This is a genomic window from Pedobacter sp. ASV1-7 (assembly GCF_040203335.1).
In the GTDB taxonomy this organism is placed as follows: Bacteria; Bacteroidota; Bacteroidia; order Sphingobacteriales; family Sphingobacteriaceae; genus Pedobacter.
On sequence record NZ_JBEHBV010000003.1, the window covers coordinates 347,687 to 366,929 of the forward strand.

Here is a 19,243-nt window from a genome sequence, read left to right on the forward strand (position 1 = left end):
CATTTTGTGGATTAAAAATTATAGGTAAGTGAGGTGCTGAACGTGCGCCCGAAACGTTGCTTGAACATAATCAGGTCTCCCTCTTCGTATTTATCCGTGAAGCCTTCTTTTAAGCGCATTGCATTGCTATTATCACCATTAAATTCAAAATCTGGGTTTCTTTCGTAGCTTCCGAAATTTCGGTAAATAGTAGATGCCGTATTGAGAATATTCCCTGCATTCAGCTTTACTTCCAGTCGTTTTTGCAGGAAACGGTAGCTGATTTGAGCGTCCAATTGCTCACGTGGCTGTTCGTATTGTATCTCATTGGGCACGTCGCTGACCATAACAGTTTTCAGTCCCGATTTATTATAGGCGATATTCAGTCCCAGACGATCGGCAGCATATTGCAAACCTGCGTTAAGCAGATAAGGGCTTTGCCCATACATAGAACGGTTCTGCTTCATTGTAACCTGTACCTGCCCGCCAGCTGGGTCATTCGGATCCTGAATGAGATAAGTGGATTTCAATTCGGATTTTTGCAGGGTAAGGTTACTATATGCCGTAAGGTTGTTCAACATTTTGTTGTCGTAAATAAACCCGAGGCTCTTCCGTAACTCAAATTCCAAGCCATACACTTTCGCCCAATCTGAACTTTTTAAGATAAAATTATAGGCACCCGACATCTCGGAAACTTGGTAGGTAAGTTCGGCAGGTTTATCAAACTTTTTATAGAAAACCCCGACCGACAGAATTTCGCCTAGCTCCGGAAACCATTCAGTCTTGAAATCCCAACTATCAATACGGGTACTGTACAGGCCATCGCTCCCGTACATACCGCCGAGATAAGGACTGTACCTGAAGAATTGGCTGTTGTCCATCATTTCGGGGCGCACCATGCTGCTGGAATAGGCAGCCCGCAGGTTGAGCGCGGAAAGGGGGCTGTAGGTCAGGTTTGCAGAGGGCATCAATTGCCATCTTTTTTCCGGTTTGAGGGTAAAAAGGCTTCCAAATTGTCCCGTTTTACCATTTAAAGCGTTATTAAGCTCCTTATAATCGTAATACTCTGCCCTAATGCCCCAAACCAGGCGCAACTGGTCGGTAAAGCGGTTGTCCAGCATCAGATAACCAGCGTGGTTCTTGCTCTTTCCCTCGTAGTAATCTGTGTACCAGGGCATAAATAGAAAACCCTGTGCACCCATATTTTCCGGCTTGATCGCCTCGCCAATAGGCAAGTACAATAGACTGTCCTTAATGGTCCCCAAAGGCTGCATCGCCATCGATACGGACTGCCACTCGAACTTGGCTTTCTTTTGTAAACCGAAATAGCCTGCCTTTACCGTGTTGCTCAGCGTGCCCAGCTTAAATGGCAAGGTTGCCGCAACGTTCCACGAATAGTTTTGTTCGCTGTTGTGATAGTTCTGTCGGGAAATCGGTTTAATACGGGGTTCTGCTAAACTGGAGTAAGTGTAAAAGTAATCATACTCCGCACTAACCTGCCGTAATATCTGTTCGGCAATGCCGAGATCTTTTTCCTTCCGATCCACTGCGGTACGGGCAAATTCCCATTCCAGCTTTACCTTGTTCAGTTGGTGTTGTCCCGCCAGTTTGTTCTGCAACAGGGTGGTATAGGTTGGATCGTCCACTTCCTCGATGAGATTGGGCTTCTGCATGCTCGTAGCCTCTGGCCATAAAGGCATATTGTCATTATAGCCCAAAGTGCGAACCAACGTATTATCGAATATGCGGGTATAAGTGTTGCGAAGACTGAATTTATGCCTGCGCACTTGCAGTCCCATGTTCAGCAGACCGCCCCAGGTGGTGTTGAAACCGAACGAGTTGCCTGTGTTATTTCCGTCATCGTGCCAATTTCCTCGCCTCGTTTCTTCAATATGGTTAATCTGCTGATGGTTACGGTAGCTTACCGAACCGGTAAAACCGAATTTGGTGGCACTGTTTGCCGTATCCAGCGTGAAAAGTCTGCCAATGGTAAACTGGTAGTTCTGTGATGGTGCGGCAGTATAATTATAGACGCTAAAGTTATCGTTGACGAAACGCTTGCTCTGCTCGGTAATCCTGGCTTTTTCCTGGCTGAAATCAAGTCCCAAAACAGGAAACAGATCCTTTGGAAAATCACGCCTGCCGTCATCAAAAGCAAGGTAATCATATTTGCCCCTCTTGTGACTCAAAAAGTCCTCGCCCGCACTTTGGTCATTATAAGACACACCTGCCGAAAAGCTCATAAAGTTTTCATTGGGGATGTCTTTGGTGTTGATCTGTATCAGACCGCCTCCAAAGCTAGCGTTCATATCGGGCGTTACGGTTTTGTTTACCACGACGTTTTCTACCATGTTGGAGGGGATGAGGTCGAAAGAAAAAGTACGGTTCTGTGCTTCGGTGCTAGGCAGTACCGTACCGTCTAGCATGGCCGAATTGTAGCGTTCGCCAATACCACGTACCAGTACAAACTTATTGTCCATAGAACTTACGCCGCTGATACGCTTTAGACTTTCTCCGATGTTCTTATCGGGGGTAGCGGAAATCTGTTCAGCAGATATACCGTTACTTACCGAAGCCCTATTTTTTTGTTCGGCATACAGCCCGGCAATGCTCTCTTTTTTGTAGCTTCCGGTAACAACAACCTGGCTTAGCTGGTTGGTAGCAGTATTCAGTACAATGTTAAGGCTCGTCAATTCACCGGGCTTAACTTCTACCCCCGTGATGCGCTTGGTCTGGAAAGAGATGTAGCTAACCTCTATGGTATAACTACCGGGCGGAAGGGAGAAATTGTACTTACCGTCTACACTGCTCTGTACCGACTGGTTGTTCTGCACAATTTTAACAGTTGCGCCGGGGAGCGGTTCGCCACGGTCGTCTACTACCTTACCGGAGATGTGGCCGGGTTGTTGGCGAACCGGAGCAGCATTAGGACTGCCCGTTGTACTACGGGAAATCTTCCGGATAGTAACTATTTTATTTTTGACCATATAATCAAAAGGAAGATTGGCAAAACAGGTAGACAATACTTTTTCGATATCCGCATTTTTGACATTTACCGATACTTTCGATACGCCATCAAATATTTCGGCATCATAAAAAAAGTCGTATCCCGTTTTTTCACTTATTTCTTCCAGCAAATCTGCCAGGGACACGCTTTGCTTATTTATGCTGAGTCGCTGTCCGTAGGTCGCTGCGCTTAACTGTACCAGCAGGCAGGTCATAAGTACCATGGTGATTTTCATAACACGCATGAGTTGATAAAAATTCATATTTTTGTTGAATAATCTTTGTTGTTTTTAAAATTGTGCAAGCATTTTTTTGAATGACGTTGATTATCGGGCGGAAGATGTTCGAGCATCTCCGCCTCTTTTTTTATCTAGGCCGCCGTGTAGGGTAATTACTTTTTCACAATGAGCCTCCTTTCCTTAAGCTGTACATGTATTTTATCGGTGGCGGAAATCATCGCTATTACCGCTGACAGGGGCTGGCTTCTGGAAACCTTTCCCGTAAACTTCATTTCTCCCAGTTCTGGCCGGCATTCTATGTCAATATCGTACCACCTCGATATTTTGCGCAGGATGCTCTGCAACTCTTCCCTTTGGAACACAAAGTTGCCGTTTACCCAGGCAAGGTCCTGCTTCATATCCGCTTCATATACTTTTACCGTCTTTCCTATGCTTGCCTGCTGGCCGGGCTTCAGCATGGTGTAAGCCTCCTGTATTACAGATTTCAGGCTTACGCTTCCTTCTACCAGTGTGGTGCGCTGCTCGGCCTCATCGGCATAAGCATTCACGTTGAAGGTAGTGCCCAATACCTGTATTTCCTGCCTGTCGGTCTCTACAAAAAACGGAATGCGGTTGTTTTTACCGTCGGTTACTTTGGCTATTTCGAAATACACTTCACCAGTCATCTTCACCATGCGTTCGGTGCCGGAAAAACGTACTGGATAGGTTAGCGAAGAGGCCGCATTCAATAAAGCCCTGGAGCCATCGGGCAGCGTAACACGGTACTGGCCTCCATTGGGCGTTACCACGCTGTTGTAAGCACCAGTGTTCGTGGATGCATTTTCCTTAACCCGGTAAACAATTTCGCCTTCCTGTGTTTTTTCTATCTCCAGACCTTCCTGCACCGCAATCGGCCCTTTCTCGACTGCCGAGAGGGCGACTGTAGAACCGTCTGAAAGAGTCAGCAGGGCTTTATCACTACCGGGAAGTATATCGTTTTGCTGCCGGGCAAGAGTTGCCTCAGGCATCTTTAACTGGCTGTTATAGCGGAGCAGTACAGTACCCCCAACCAACAACAGAATGGCCGCAGCGATTTTTATCCAGGATGGCACCTGATTTAAAAACCTGATTTTCCCTTTCGGGTATTCTGCCGGAGGAAGCTGTAAAACAGCCGCTTTCTTTTGGTCGAGCTCCCGTTTAAATTTTTCTAGGTTACTATCTGCTGTATCTGACCTTACACCAGGCCCCAGTTGATCCCATACTTCCGCGATGCAGTGTTCCACATATTCCTTATCAACACCCATGGAAAGGTACAGTTCCACGAGGTCGTTTTCATACGGAAGGCTCTCTCCCCTGAAATAGCGGATGAGTGTTTCTATTGCCGGCCGGTTCATTTTATCCATCGTTTTACGGGCGTTGTAATATACCCTCATCATAAACAATGAAAAAGTTGGCCTTAGCCACTAGATAAAAAGTACGATTTCATGATTTGTTAATACACAGAGGTGTTCGGTTAACATTTAATTAACCTAAAAAGAGGCAGATAAGCAGGTAATCAAACAAAAAAAAGAGAAGAAAGCGGGCCAGTGAGGGCGAAAACGAGCAGCAGATTGGGCCACTCTTTCAATTCTTCACGAAAAATCTTGAGTGCTGCGTTCATGTGGTTGCCTACAGTATTGATGGACAAGCCGGTAGCATCGGCAATTTCCTTTTGGGCCATGTCCTGTTCCCGGCTCAGCTGAAATACGGTTCGCTGTCTTGGGGTTAGTTTGTCCAAAGCCGATTGGTATTTACTGCGAAGTTCCTGTAAGGTAAACTCGGGATGGGCTACCATACCCAGTTCCACCGTATCGATGATTTCTATGGACTCTGTTACCATGACCCGTTTTCTGGCATGCGCCACAATTTCACGGCGCAGAATACCGAAGAGGTATTCGTCCGGCCTAGCTATATAGATAACCCGATATTTATGCTGCCACAACTTTAGGAAAGCGTTCATGACCAGTTCTTCGGCATCTTCCCGCTCTCGTACCATTTGCAACGCAAAGGCATTCATTTGATAGAAATAGTGATCCACAACACTTCTGAAAGCCGATTCATCGCCTTTCAACCATTGCTCCATGTATCTGTCTATTCCCTGTTTTGCCATATCGGAGGGTGGAATTCCGTCACAAAATTAGCTAATGGAGCCTTTGGTTATAGATTATGTTTTTGTTAATAAATTGTTAATCATGAGGCACTTACATGAACCTTACCTAGAAGGCTGTCGGGCTTAGCTAATTCTCGATGCTCGAAAAAAGGAAGTGCTCATTTTTTCGAGCATAAATTTGAACATTTGTCTGTTGTTGCGTTGTGATTCTATGTTGGAACAAGTTTGGATTGATCCTATAAACAATAAGTTAAGACATAAAAAAACCGTAGTAAAATTTCTTGAAAAATTTCACTCCGGTGAAGTGCTCCTCGACGGACTAAAATCAAAAAATTTCATAGAAGATCTGAATTTCAAGCTGAAGTATAAACGCTGATGGAAAAAGAAAAACATCTAGAAACATATCAGTTAATAAATATGGCAGGAAATAGTTTATTAGAAAGGTTTTTTTCGATAGAAATCTTGTAATGGATTTTGAGTATCAAAAACATCTTTTCCCTACTAGGGATAATGTAAAACAATGCGAAAAGTTGTGATTTTCTCTAGTAGGGTAATTCGAGCGCTAAAAAGGATAAAACTAATCGAAGATTACCGACTAACCGAACTATTAAAATTTCCTCAATTTGGCGTTCCTGGGTAAGGGTATCTGGCTATTCATAGTCTCTGATTATGTCTTCCAGATAGTGTTCCAGCTGATGGTCCATATATTCATCATATTCAGTTTACTTACGCTTCAGTGGGTATTTCGCCAAAAGTTCACCGAAATGTATACCTAGCGAAATGAATTAACATACCGCTCTGCTTTAATCCAGGTGATGCAATCGTCGATCCATTGCACCCGTGCCTGCTTGTTGTTCACGCCGTAACCATGATAGCCCTTTTCGTACAGAAACAATTCCACAGGCACATGATGCTGCTTAAGCGCCGCAGCGAAATACAGACTGTTTTTCACGTCAACAATTCTGTCATCCATTCCTGAAGTCAGGAATGTCCCTGGCGTTTGATCAGTAACTTGTAGCTCATTGGAATACTCCTTGATTTGTTCCACGGTAAAATCAGGTCCTATCAGCCTCATTCTGGAGCCCTCATGTGTCAGCGAATCCGCGAAACTGATCACAGGATAAACCAGCACCATAAAATCCGGCCGTAATGAAGTTCCCTTGGAGTTTTTCAGGTCAGTTTTATTAAAACGAGTCCCTACCGTTGACACTAGGTGCCCTCCGGCGGAAAAACCCATAATACCCAGTTTAGCCGGATCAATCTGATAGATTTCGGCATTTTCTCTGACATACTGGACAGCCCGCTGCGCGTCAGTTAAAGGAACGATATCTTTATGCTCCATATAGGCTGAAACGGGCACCCTGTAATCCAGCAAAAAAGCCGTGATACCAGCTGCCTGCAATTTCTTACAGGCCGGCCCGCCTTCCGTTCTATTGGCACGGCCTCCATAGGAACCGCCCGAACATACAATCACAGCCGTACCTTTAGCTAAATCTTTTTCAGGTTTAAATACCGTCAGTCTGGGCACTTCGCCACCATTTTTGGAAAAAGGGATCTGTCCATCTGGGTACAAACTTATCACCTGTTGGGCATTCGCCGTAAAAGAAAAAATACATAATAGTCCGGCTAATAGATATTGAATTCTGATCATCATTAAATTTATTAAAATGTACTCCTGTTTTCATTTGTCTCTGCAATTCCATGGAAATCATTTCAGTTTCTTTTTTAAAACACAGGCAATACCAGCTAGGATCACATAAGTCCAGCCCATCGGTAGTTTCCTTTACTATAATTTTATATATCAAAGTATTGAAACAGCCAAATCAATTGACCGTTACAACAGTTGCGACAGCTCGTTGTTTTGCCCCATCAGGGTTATTATTACTTTGTGAATCAACTTCCCCACCTTTAATCAGTGGTTGTCCATTTATGAGCATGCAGCTCGAACCACCTCCGTCAAAATGGATGACATCATAGCAACCAAGTTTCACCAATTCCTTTCCAACTTCCTCCCAAGTATAACCTGCCAACCCATCAAATCCATTGCCTTGATTTACGTATATAATCATTTTATTATCACTAGTTAACCCCACTGCACTTCTGGGCCTGGAAACTGATCCATCTCCAGTTATTAGCTCTTTTTTCATATCTTCAAAAGACACTACCCTACCATCTTTTGCTGCTATCGGACCTGCACCACATGCCATAAATGCTTTCCAATTGCGTCCCTCTACAGGAAAAAACAATGATGGTTTTGGTAAAGGAGCTTCCCCCTCAATATTTGCTGCAGGCTCTGGATATGCATATGTTGGAGCCTGAACACCATCTGTATAAACCCAGTTGATTTCCAATGGGCCATTTCTCTCCATACCTATAGCAGATCTTGTCATATAATAAGTTTTCCCTGATCGATCTGTCGAACTCGTATTATGCCTTACAGTTACACCTTCTTTTATCAAAAGACTTACCCCGTAAGCTCCTTGTGTTGTAGAATAAGTAAAATACCCGGAATTAATAAGTAAAGCAGGCTTTTGATCGGCAGGTAACTGTTCATAAAAGGACGAGGGGGTTTTAACACCTGTAGCTTCCCCAATAATCTTGAATTTATAATTCTTTGAGAGATCTACGATAGCCATATAGGCAATTCCTTTCTTTCCTTGTATAAAGGTACTTTTATATAGCTTTATATGACTGGGCAAATCTCCAAATGACTTTTCTTCAGACCAACCATTAAGATCTCTGGGTTTTGATTCTACAGTAATCGTATATACCTGTTGATGTGTATTATTATTTATTTTTAGTGAATAATATGTACCCGGTTCATCACTAGGGAATATACTTGTGATACCGACTTTGCTAGCGAAGTCAAAATCTAAGTGTAACTTTTTAATTTCTATTGGGCGATCAACATTTATAAATATTTTTTTATTCAGATCATCTATTTTTATAGCCGCATTTGGATAGTTTTTAACTCTTATATTGTTTATTGGCTTTTCCACAGGCTTCTTGGTATTTATCTGTGCAGATTGGGGCATTTCTTCTGCGGTTTTGGTCTTGCTACACGAAGCAACAAATAAAACAGCGAACAATAAAAGCATTTTAATTACAATATTATTTTTCATAAGTATATATTTTTTATCGGTTATGAAGCTATCACAAATATGTTTATTGCTGTTTTTCAAATTATATCTCCATTACTGATTCATCGCTATTTATTTTAAATCAGCGATCAACACATATTCAAGAGAACTCCGGATAACTTTATTTAAAAAGTATATTCCCCAGGCGACAATTCGATTAAGGTATAATCTTTATCATCCGGAAGATAGCGTACTTTTATCTTTTTCTGAGACATAGCTAAACCATCCGCTTTGGGTATCCTCAATAATGCTGTCGTATTGGCTGGGACAGTGATTTCAAGTTTTAGTTTACTACCTTCCCTTTGCCAATGGCTCTTAATCACTCCTGAAGGTGATATAAATTCTGCCTTCGCCCATTTTATATCTGTATCTGTTGCTTTTGGTACGTGGATGGCAAATGTTTTATATCCCGGAGACAAGGGCTTTATTCCAGATAGACCATCGATATACCAAGCTCCTGGATAAAGAAAAGAACTATGCAACAAAGAGTGACCCTTGAGATCTTTTTCCCACATTTCCCAGATAGTAGTAGCATCATTTGCTCGCATATATCCCCAACCTGGATAACTTGTTTGTCTCAACATGCTATATAGTAAATCGTTTCGATTTATAGAGCGCAAGTATTTAAATAAGATGGCACCTCCTGTGATACCGGCATGAATATGACCTCTACGCTTGATTAAGATTTCCTGCTCGATTTGTTGAAGTACACTTTTTCTGTGCTCTTCTTTCACTACCTGAGCCAGCAATGCCAACGATTGATTGGCCATGGAACCATCTGCATAGGTATAAGTATGGTTATTAAAAAACTTGAGGTTAATTGCTTCAGAAGCCCTGTCTGCCTGATCTTCCCATATTTTTCTCTGCTCTTCGTACCCGATTTCATCAGCGATCAAGGCTGCTGTACGGAGATTATATACACGATAAAGATTATTAAAGCAGATATTTTCCGGCTTCTTGTTGTTCATGCCTTCAGCTGTCGCGTTGGGCCATAACCAATCTCCCAAGAAATCCCAATCTCCGCCATAGGGCATCAACAAATTGTCTTGCACATGAGCATCCAGAAAATTTAACCATCCTTTTATTAGGTTAAAGTTTTTTTCTAAGATTTCCTTGTCTCCGTAGTGCTGATAATAAGTCCAGGGGAGAGTGACGACAATGCCACCCCAGGCAGGGCCGCCTCCTCCCCAATAAGTAGGAGCAGTATGTGGAAGTATACCTGTATTGAATTTACGGCCACTTCCCGGCTTTTTTCTTACCCAGTCAGGATTATTCATATTCCCCACCATAGATTCGCTCCCCTGTACATCCTGCCAGTCTTCCATCCATTTAGCATAAAAAGGTGCCATCTGGTAATTAAGCAGTCCCGTTTCACTGGTAGCATGTGCGTCCCCCCCATAGCCCATACGTTCGCGTTGCGGACAGTCTACAATCATTCCTCCTAAAGACAAGTTGTTAAAAGTCCACAGTGTACGCTCATATATCCAATTTTGCAGACTATCTGAACAGACAAAACTACTGGCTGGGGTGTATCCTGTTCGAATAGCCCAGCCTTTGATATTCTGAAGGAATGGTTTTGTCTCAGCTCCCTTTATTGTAATCCAACGCCCAGAACTATAATTAAATCTGTTTTTAAATGTTCCTCTCCCAGATGGCCCTAAGATATATGCACTTCTATTCCTAAAGGTCATCTCCTCTTGACTACGCTCAGAAAACAAAAAGTCAATTCTTTTACCTGGAGTTCCCTTAACATCAAGCTGAGTCCAACCTGCAAAATTCACCCCCATGTCTACACGATAATCACCATTGGACAATCTCTCAATCGAAACAGGTTTTATTTCCTGAAACAATATATTCCCTTCTACTTGTTGAGATGACAGTTGAAGTTTAGGGTAATAAACGCTTGCATTTTTCCAGGACTGCTGGTCATAACCTAACTGATTCCAATCTGGAATTTCTAGATTAGCATCATATATTTCTCCACCAAAGTTACGAGGAGTCCAATTGCCCAATAGTTTATTAGGACTTGGATGGGTCTTCCAACTTTCATCAGTTTTAATAATTGCAATGATTTCCTTTGAGGTGTTGTAAAGTGTTGCCTGTGCACAAACAATTGCAGCTCTTGGTCTGTCATTTGTTGCGTAAGGCGCATATATCGACCAACCTGTTCCCAACCAAAAAGCTATCGTATTATTTCCTTCGTGCAAGGATTCACTAATGTCATAAGTTATATATCTGGCTCTTTTACTGTGGTCGGTTGCCACAGGAGCAAGTATCGGATTACCTATTTTCCGGCCATTGACATACAATTCATGAAAACCAATCGATGCGACAAAAATATGTGCCTGAGATGGTCGTTCATTGAGATGAATATCCTTTCTAAACCAAGGATCATATAAATTACAATCAGACTGATTTGCATCAAATATTTCAGATGTCCCTATCCAATTGGCCTTCCAGTCAGCATTAGAAAACAGTCCTGTAACCCACTTTTTTATATTGCTATATTGGGATATTCTCCCTTTCTCATCTTTTACTGCAACGCACCAATAATATCTTCTATCAGGGTGTAATTTTTTTCCAGCATATACAATATGTTGTGTTAAATTTGACTCCACCCAGCCGCTATCCCAGGTTTCACCTTGATGCCTGCTAAGTGCTAAAGAGTCCTGATGAACTAAAATTCTATAGGCAGTTTGTCGCTGTCCGTAATGTTTTCTGTTTGTTGCATCAAGCAGCCAACCCAATCTAGGTTGCGCACGATCAATTCCAAGGGGATCTACCAAATATTCGCATGTCAACTGACTTGGGGATATCGATGCCAAAGGACTTGCTGCCAACAGACTAATCTGGTAGCAACAAATCTTTATAAAAAGAATAAAACTAAATTTGAACATTATAATTTCCTTTACTGGCCGTTCGCTTTCCCGTAGACTGCAATTTCGGCTAAATGACTATATTTCTGGGGACCAGCGGTCATAAATATTCTAAGATATCTAGCTGAAATTGCTGTCTTTGGCACAAAAACCTGAGGCGCATCTACATTTGCAAAAGTGAAACTTCCGTGGTCAGACCAGTCTATGCCATTGTTACTACTTTGGATGGTAAATGTGCTGAAATCCTCTAGGTTAAATCGTCCAGTACGAGCAGTAAGTTCTATTTTTTCGATGGCAACACCTTTCTTCATGTCATAGGCTAACCAATGGGGAAAGGGAACCATAGTGCCGCTATGTTTACTGTGCCAGAAAGTATTGACATCTCCATCAATTGTTTTCTCTGGAGGAGTTACCTGAGCTACACTCTCCGAACTACTTGCCGTAACGGTCCATAAACTAGGATCTAGCATTATGGATGGATCTCGTGTATCTAAATCAACACTAAAAGTATCTATACTGAGCTTATTAGGTAAGAACAAAGCTTGATATTTATATCCTGAAGAGGAGGTATCAAAGTTGCTAATTAATGAACTGGTTTCTGTGGCCGGAACTACAATAGATTTTTCCTTACCTTGGAGATCTTTATAGATTACACGGGTACCTATCATTCCATTTTGGTAGTCTGCTATGCCCCAATTTATAGACAATCCTTTGTTTTCTATAATTTTGTCATTTGTAATTATACTGTTAGACAGATATGAACTGTAAGTATCTCCAAAGACAATCCCTTGTACTTCCAAAGGAACAGAACGGCGCATCTCTCTATCATAAGTATGGATGATAAAACTGTAATTCCCTTCACTTAAAGGTTGTATGTTTAAGGATAATGAATCTTTTCGCTCTGTAATATCCACCTCGATAGAATCCTTGTAATTATTCCAAAATACACGAATCTTGTTTACAGAAGGATCTTTGGTATTTCGCCAACCTAAAACTACACGATTATGTCCCGAGTGGGCAGTAATTGATTGTATTTTTCCAGGATATTTAGATCCGTTTGGAACTACATGCTCTGCATAGATATCATGCATGTCCTTACAGCCCAATATACAGATCGATATAAACAAGAGTAGATATCCAAATAGTTTTTGTCTCTTTTTCATCTTATTTTTTTGATTGTCCAAACAATGATATTTCAGCAATGATGATTTGACCTAGTGGAGAGGGGCCATTATAGGTCTCCAGGGTTCTAAAGCGTATGAAACGGACAGGAATCCATGGATTGGGAATCTCATTTGTAGGTATAAACTCGAAGGATTCTCCTTTTACATTGGCATAGGCGCGATCTTCGGCAGTGATTGGTCCAGTTCCAGAAGGCTTTACAGATTCGAATCTGCCTAATAGAGTCCAATCATCACTTGTAAGCTCATCTTTTGGATTTAAGCTATTAGATCCATATATCTCGAATTTTTTGACCATGCTTCCTGTATACTCATTACGTATCCTTTGATGTACATTAATACGGCTTAATGTTACACTTTGCTTTATGTTAACCGTAAATGTTTGGGGCATAGGAGAAGTATGAGTATTCGCAAAGATATTGGTATTTTCAGCGCTAGTTATTCCATCCCACAACCCTGTTATTGCATACCTATTGGCATCATTTTCTGCAGGTAAATAACTATCTGAAGCAAGATTGAACACCCCGTATGGCTTAGGAATCATGTATTCAAATAATGGCGTCAATGTGTTAACTACTGTATCTGAAGTATTGCCCCAACGGTCTCTAATATAGGCGCCTACTTTTACAGGTGCTGGTTTCAATCCTGTATGGGAAAATATACCTTTACTATTTTTGCTGTAAAATGTTTGCAAAGCAGCCCAGTCGCCATTATTTAGACTATCAACAAGCAAACAATATGCAAAGTCTCTTTGATTGGGATTTTCAAAATGGATGCGGACACCACCGAAACCCTCAGTTAGTACAAGGCTTTTGAATGCTTCATTTACCGGAGCCTCTTCAGGATTCACCCGCACAACCAGTGGCTCAGAAGGCTTTTCATTTCGTCCAATACTATATAGTTTAACAGTATATTCTCCTCCTTTTGCAAAACCATCCAACAATAAAGAGTCTGTATAGAGGGATGCTTTTGTCTCTCTTTTTATACCAGTCCTTATTTCATACTCAGCTTTAACATAAAGAAAGTTTTTATCATCTGGTACCTGATAATATAACACGGCTCTCCCCGGTAGATTTTTAATTGTTACATTAGTCACCATCTTTGGAGCAGGTAAGGAGCTATCGATGGGGATCGATAGCTCCTCCTCTTTGCAGGAAAACAACAGCATAAGAGCGAATATTTTAATCCAAAATAAATTTTTCATCATGAGTTTTTTTTATAATTCAAGATTATTACCATCCAACATTCTGTACCAGATTGTTGTTAACAGTTAAGTTCGAAAGCCTTATTGGCCAGAAATAGTCCTTAGTAGTAAATGTCTGTTTTGCAATTAACACCTTTCTATAAAAGTCTTGAGGGGCTGATTGTGTCAAATCCCAGGCTTGGATTGGTAAATTATAGTATTCTGGGGCTGTCTTCCATCTCCTTATATCCCAATACCGATGGCCTTCGAAAGCCAATTCGTTGAGCCTTTCCTGGTGAATAATCTGTCGTAGGCCATTCTGTGATCTGAATTTATTAGGATTGAGCGAATAGTTAGTCCACGCATCTTCTACGTTTGGTATGCCTGCACGATTCCTCACTTTATTTAAATATACAATTGCTTTACTTCGGTTAAGTTCATTATCGCCAGCCTCATTTGCTGCTTCTGCATAGAGCAAGAATAAATCACTCAATCGTATCAAGGGCCAGGGGTAGGATACCATCGAATAAGATGTTGCACTAAGTGTGGTGTTTTGGAAATGAACATATTTCTTGATATAATATCCTGTAATTGGTCCATCATCCGAACCTCTTTTTTGATTACTCTGCCCTCTTCTTGCAGCTACCGCATACAAAGTTGTAGGGTTAGCATCATTAAAAATTCCCTCGCCATACCAAATACCTGTATCAAAACCTAAATAGGCATAAAACCTAGGTTCTCTATCAAAATGCATATTTATAGTTTGGGCTCCCTCTCTCATATAGCGTCGGTAAGCAGCTCCTACATTTTGTATGTCATATCGGTTATTATAAATCAGTGTTTTATCATCAGCAAGAGGTATCCCATTTTTAGTATAAAATTGCTCAGCAACTTTAATAGGAGCACCGATCAAATTTTTAAGAATCGGAATATCAGGATAACGCGGATCGAAACGAGGAACCGAGACTTGCTGCGTAAAGTTGTGAACGCTTTGCGTATTCGCCCAAATGATATCATCATTCCATTTTTCCGCGAATGCATTGCGTAAAGTAAGCTCTTGCAAGGTAACTGCTGAAAGGTTAAATTGAGGATTTCCGGGATAGGTATATAATTTCATTCCCAATTCGTTTTCACACAATTGAATAGCCTGTTCGCAAGCTACTAAAGCTTTCTCCCACTTGCTAACCTCCTTGGTTTGATTGAACAATTGGCGACCATCTTTATTCATCAAAGAAGCTTGATCGGTATTGCCATTAAAAACCGGACTGGCAGCTGTAACCAAAACCTTGGCTTTAAAAGATACAGCTATTGCTTTAGTGATACGTCCTAATTCTTCATTAGGATTTCTTACAGAAGAAGGCAGAACTGGTATGGCTTCATCTAGTAATTCAACAATGTAGCTAAAGCATTCATCAACGGTGTTACGTTGTACCTTAACCTCTTCTATGCCTGCATCTATAGGTAAATTTTTACGTATAATAGGTACAGGACCGTACATCTTAACAAGATAAAAATGATAATATGCTTTTAGGAATTTGACTTCAGCAATCCATTGATCTCTCTCCCAAGCTTGCAAATCTGCTACATTGTTAATGTTATCCAAAAAGATATTACAGTCTCGCAAAGCAATATAGAGCCCTCCCCAATGATCTATCAAAGGACTCGAAGAGTTTTGTAAACCACGAGCAATATTGAAAGCTGCAAAGCCGAAAGCTGGAAGATTTGCATTTTCTAAATTCCATAGTTCATCACCTCCCAATAATCCCGGGTCTGAAGAAAGTTGGCCCTCTTTGGGCATATACGAATAACAGGTATACAAGAATTTTTGAGCCTGGTTTCGCATTGTAAAGGCATTTTCCAATTTACTTACCCCATCAGGTACGACATCCAGATAGGTACAGGAGTTAAAAGACCCCATAATAAACAGTATAAAAAATATAATGTTTCGTATTGATTTTTTGTTCATAACGGTGCTAGTGGTGATTTAAAATTGAACATTGATGCCAGCATTGAACACGCGCTGTAAAGGATATCCAAGTCCATTCCCAGCCATTTCAATATCCCATAGTTTGAATTTACTAAACAGTAGAAGATTAGTTCCACTTAAGTAAATACGAAGATTCTTAGCCTTTAACCTTTGTTTCATCTTATCCGAAAGGGTGTACCCTATTTCTACTTGTTTTAATCGGAGAAATGTTCCGTCTCTCATAAACCAAGTATTACGGGGCACGTTATTGCTATTTATTTCAGTACTTAATCGTGGCCAAAGTGCGTAGATATTTTGCGTCTCCTCACTCCAGTAATTGTCTGCATAAGCCTTCAGCAACTGGGTCTCATTTTGAAAAGGGCTTGTATTACCTGCATCGATCCAAAAGGATTGGTTTGCGACTCCCTGAAAGAATGCAGAGATATCAAACTGCTTATATCCCATTGATAGACCAAAACCATAAACAATTTCAGGTACGGTAGGATTACCTATCGCAACGCGATCTAAATCATTTATTTTTCCATCTTTATTGATATCCGTATATTTGACATCCCCCCCACCATATTTAGAATTACCTATTTGCTGAATCGGTGAATTAAAAGCTTCATTATCATCCACAAACAGTCGCTCAGCGACATACCCCCATTGTTGGTTGATAGAGTGCCCCACTCGCGAGCGCCATGGTTCATTCTCATATGCAGGCTCTTCATATACATTATAGGTACCTCGTGCATAGGTGAAATTAGCGCGGGCGGATGTCCAGAATCCTGAATTCCAGTTCTGTGTGTAATCCAGACTTACATCTATGCCTTTTCCTTTCGCTTCGCCTACATTCGCACGTTGTACCGCCTGCAATCCCATAGTACTAGGTATAGATGACCTACTCATAAGTATTTTTTCACGCTTTTCAGTGAAGTATTCGGTTACTAGGTTTACTTTATCAAATAACCCTATTTCTAAGGCTAAATCTCTCTTGCGTGATATTTCCCAGCTAATCTCAGGGTTAGCATACCTAGATATTGAAATACCATTTAAGCTACTGTTCATGTTTTGACCAAAATAGGCAGCTCTACCGGCATTGTTCATATTCACTTCCGAGAGATAAAAGAACCTATCTGCTGCGCTACCAATATTATCATTACCAACTAAACCGTAGGATCCACGAAACTTAACCTTTGAAAATATAGGGCGGAGCTCTTCCCAGAATTTCTCGTTTGAGACATACCAGGCTCCCCCTATTGAAGGGAAAAAACCATATCTCTTATTTTTAGCAAACCTTTCAGATCCGTTATATCCAAAGTTAAACTCTGCAAAATAACGGTTATCATAGGCATAGGTTGCTCTTCCCGAAACCCCAAGGTTACGTGATGGAAGTGAAAGTTGCAAACTACCTGTATTAGCATTCAGTTCTTCTCGCAATATGCCTACTAATAGTCCATTCACCTGGTGTTTTTCTGCGAATAGCCGACTATAATTTAAGGTACTCTGAAAATAAAGACTCGAATTAGTTACTTTCTCATTATTAGGTTCTGAATAACCCAGGTATTCAGTTCCTTCTCTATTCATGATTATACTGTATTGATTAGTAGCGTTATCATAGGTAGAAAGTTGATAATAATAAGGATTATATGATCTTGCAACCGCAAATTGGGACAAACGAGAGACATTAAACATCCCTCGCATAGATAGTCCTCTGGTGATTGCAGAAAGGTCCTGTGCTACTTCGATCTGGGCAAGAATCTGTGAGCGAGATCTCTCTTTATATCCACGCACAGTCTCAGCATAGGGATTAGTGTAAAGATTATCATAGTTACCAAACATAATGTGTTGCAGATGTGCATTTTTCTCATCCACAGGAAAAAATGCTGGAAACATTACAGGATTGGAGTGCATAATCATATTGTATGTTGCAGCCCCCCCTTGTAAAGGGCCTTGATAATCATCAAATGTACCGCTCAACCGCACAATTAGTTCTGTTGTTTTGGTAAGGTTCACATTGACATTTGAACGTAGCGTATAGTATGTATTGTCAATATTGCTATTGAAATTATTTCGTTTGTCGACTTTCAAAATCCCGTTATCCTTTGCAAATGAAGTTGCAACATAATAACGAGCTATCGGTCCACCGCCACTTACACTGAGATTTCCTCTGGATGTAGTCGTTCGATCCTTAAGTAATAATTCTGACCAATCATTAGTAGGGAAGGCAACAGGAGATTTCCTCAATATGGTATTTTCAATTTTTGTCTGAGAATACGGCAATTCACCCAGTGGGTTTCTTGTCAAAACAGCCTCATTGTTCAGTTTCATAAAGGTTATTGGATCCGCAATCTCTGTCGTTTGTGTAGGAGCCGAAGAAGAATGTTCAAGTCTTAAAGATACCTTCGCTACCCCTTCTTTTCCCTCTTTGGTATTTACCAGTATAACGCCATTGGCTCCTCTAGCACCGTAAAGTGCCGTAGCAGTTGCATCCTTCATCACTGAAAAGCTGGCGATATCATCCGGTTGTAGTCTAGCTAAATCTGTGGTTGTTAGCTCTACACCATCAATAAGGATTAAAGGTTTATTATTGTTGCCAAATGTGGTAATACCACGTACAAAGAAATCAGCATTATCCTGACCTGGTTCACCACTACGTTGATAAGCAATAACACCAGCCACGTTTCCAGCGAGGGCCGTTGTGAGATTGCTGGATGGAATTTTGAGGTTTTCAGGTTTTACTGAAGTTATAGAACCAACAACATTCCCCTTTTTCTGTTTCCCAAAAGCCACAACTACCACATCGTCCATTTCATAGGCCTTGTCACGCATAGTAATAGACAGATCTTCTGTTGTCTCAATGGTTAATGTAAGTGATTCCATTCCAATATAACTTAGCGTCAACTTGTCACCAACTTTTGCTAAGATTGAAAATGAACCATCTTTTGCTGTTAGTACCCCTCCAGAAGTACCACTGTTGAGTTGTACAGATGCCCCTGAGATTGGTTTGCCCTCTTTGTCATGGACTTTTCCTTTTATCATTCGCTGTGTCTTTGTCGAATTTCTATCAACTCTGGTCTGTTCTTCTAAAAGAGATTGGCTTAACACAATATTCTTATTGCTTATCCTAAACTGAATATTCAGGGGTTCCAATATATCTTTTAATACCACTTCAAGTGGAGCATCCTGATAAGATGGGCTAATCCTGACTAAAGGAATAATTTTCTGTTCGAAGAGAATGTTATGTCCACTCTGCTTTTGCAATTCCTTCAGAACAAAGTCAACTTTGACATTCTTCTTTTGAAGCGTTATTTTTTGACCAAAGGCAAATGCATGGGCTTGCAATGTTGCCATGAGCAATAAGGGTGCAGCTAATGATAACTTCATTAATACGGATTTGATACTGGTCCGGTCAGCTGCGCATAATAGCAAACCTAACCGCTTTTTTTTATACATTTGTATTCGGTTGATTAATAATTTAACATGTTAGTTCTCAATCGGAGGTCTATGTAAGACCCTACAGGGATGCTGGTAACATCCCTGTT

Annotated in this window: 10 protein-coding genes; all 10 read right to left on the minus strand. The window is 41.0% G+C overall.

What is annotated here, in order from left to right; translation table 11 throughout:
* Positions 1-11: 11 nt before the first annotated feature.
* The 10 genes from ABDJ41_RS09375 to ABDJ41_RS09420 all read right to left on the minus strand — a co-directional run bounded on the left by ABDJ41_RS09375 (position 12) and on the right by ABDJ41_RS09420 (position 19,085).
* Complete coding sequence (locus ABDJ41_RS09375; RefSeq protein WP_349785701.1) at positions 12-3,248, minus strand: TonB-dependent receptor domain-containing protein; 3,237 nt, start codon at positions 3,246-3,248, stop codon at positions 12-14.
* Positions 3,249-3,376: 128 nt separating this feature from the next.
* Positions 3,377-4,606 carry a FecR family protein gene (locus ABDJ41_RS09380; protein WP_349785702.1) on the minus strand — a complete coding sequence of 410 codons (1,230 nt, stop codon included), beginning with the start codon at positions 4,604-4,606 and terminating at the stop codon, positions 3,377-3,379.
* A gap of 152 nt (positions 4,607-4,758) precedes the next feature.
* Positions 4,759-5,352 carry an RNA polymerase sigma factor gene (locus ABDJ41_RS09385; RefSeq protein WP_349785703.1) on the minus strand — a complete coding sequence of 198 codons (594 nt, stop codon included), beginning with the start codon at positions 5,350-5,352 and terminating at the stop codon, positions 4,759-4,761.
* Positions 5,353-6,124: 772 nt separating this feature from the next.
* Positions 6,125-7,006 carry an alpha/beta hydrolase gene (locus ABDJ41_RS09390; RefSeq protein WP_349785705.1) on the minus strand — a complete coding sequence of 294 codons (882 nt, stop codon included), beginning with the start codon at positions 7,004-7,006 and terminating at the stop codon, positions 6,125-6,127.
* A gap of 169 nt (positions 7,007-7,175) precedes the next feature.
* The gene (locus ABDJ41_RS09395; protein WP_349785706.1) at positions 7,176-8,474 is read right to left on the minus strand and encodes a phosphodiester glycosidase family protein; all 1,299 of its coding nucleotides are present in this window, start codon (positions 8,472-8,474) and stop codon (positions 7,176-7,178) included.
* Positions 8,475-8,617: 143 nt separating this feature from the next.
* The gene (locus tag ABDJ41_RS09400) at positions 8,618-11,389 is read right to left on the minus strand and encodes a family 78 glycoside hydrolase catalytic domain (protein ID WP_349785707.1); all 2,772 of its coding nucleotides are present in this window, start codon (positions 11,387-11,389) and stop codon (positions 8,618-8,620) included.
* A gap of 11 nt (positions 11,390-11,400) precedes the next feature.
* Positions 11,401-12,531, minus strand: a complete 1,131-nt coding sequence (locus ABDJ41_RS09405) for a DUF4998 domain-containing protein (RefSeq protein WP_349785709.1) — start codon at positions 12,529-12,531, stop codon at positions 11,401-11,403.
* Between the two features lies 1 nt (position 12,532).
* Positions 12,533-13,756 carry a DUF4959 domain-containing protein gene (locus ABDJ41_RS09410; RefSeq protein WP_349785710.1) on the minus strand — a complete coding sequence of 408 codons (1,224 nt, stop codon included), beginning with the start codon at positions 13,754-13,756 and terminating at the stop codon, positions 12,533-12,535.
* Between the two features lie 25 nt (positions 13,757-13,781).
* A complete protein-coding gene (locus ABDJ41_RS09415) occupies positions 13,782-15,650 on the minus strand; it encodes a RagB/SusD family nutrient uptake outer membrane protein (protein WP_349785711.1) in 1,869 nt (622 codons plus the stop codon).
* Positions 15,651-15,716: 66 nt separating this feature from the next.
* Positions 15,717-19,085 carry a SusC/RagA family TonB-linked outer membrane protein gene (locus ABDJ41_RS09420; protein ID WP_349785712.1) on the minus strand — a complete coding sequence of 1,123 codons (3,369 nt, stop codon included), beginning with the start codon at positions 19,083-19,085 and terminating at the stop codon, positions 15,717-15,719.
* Positions 19,086-19,243 lie beyond the last annotated feature (158 nt).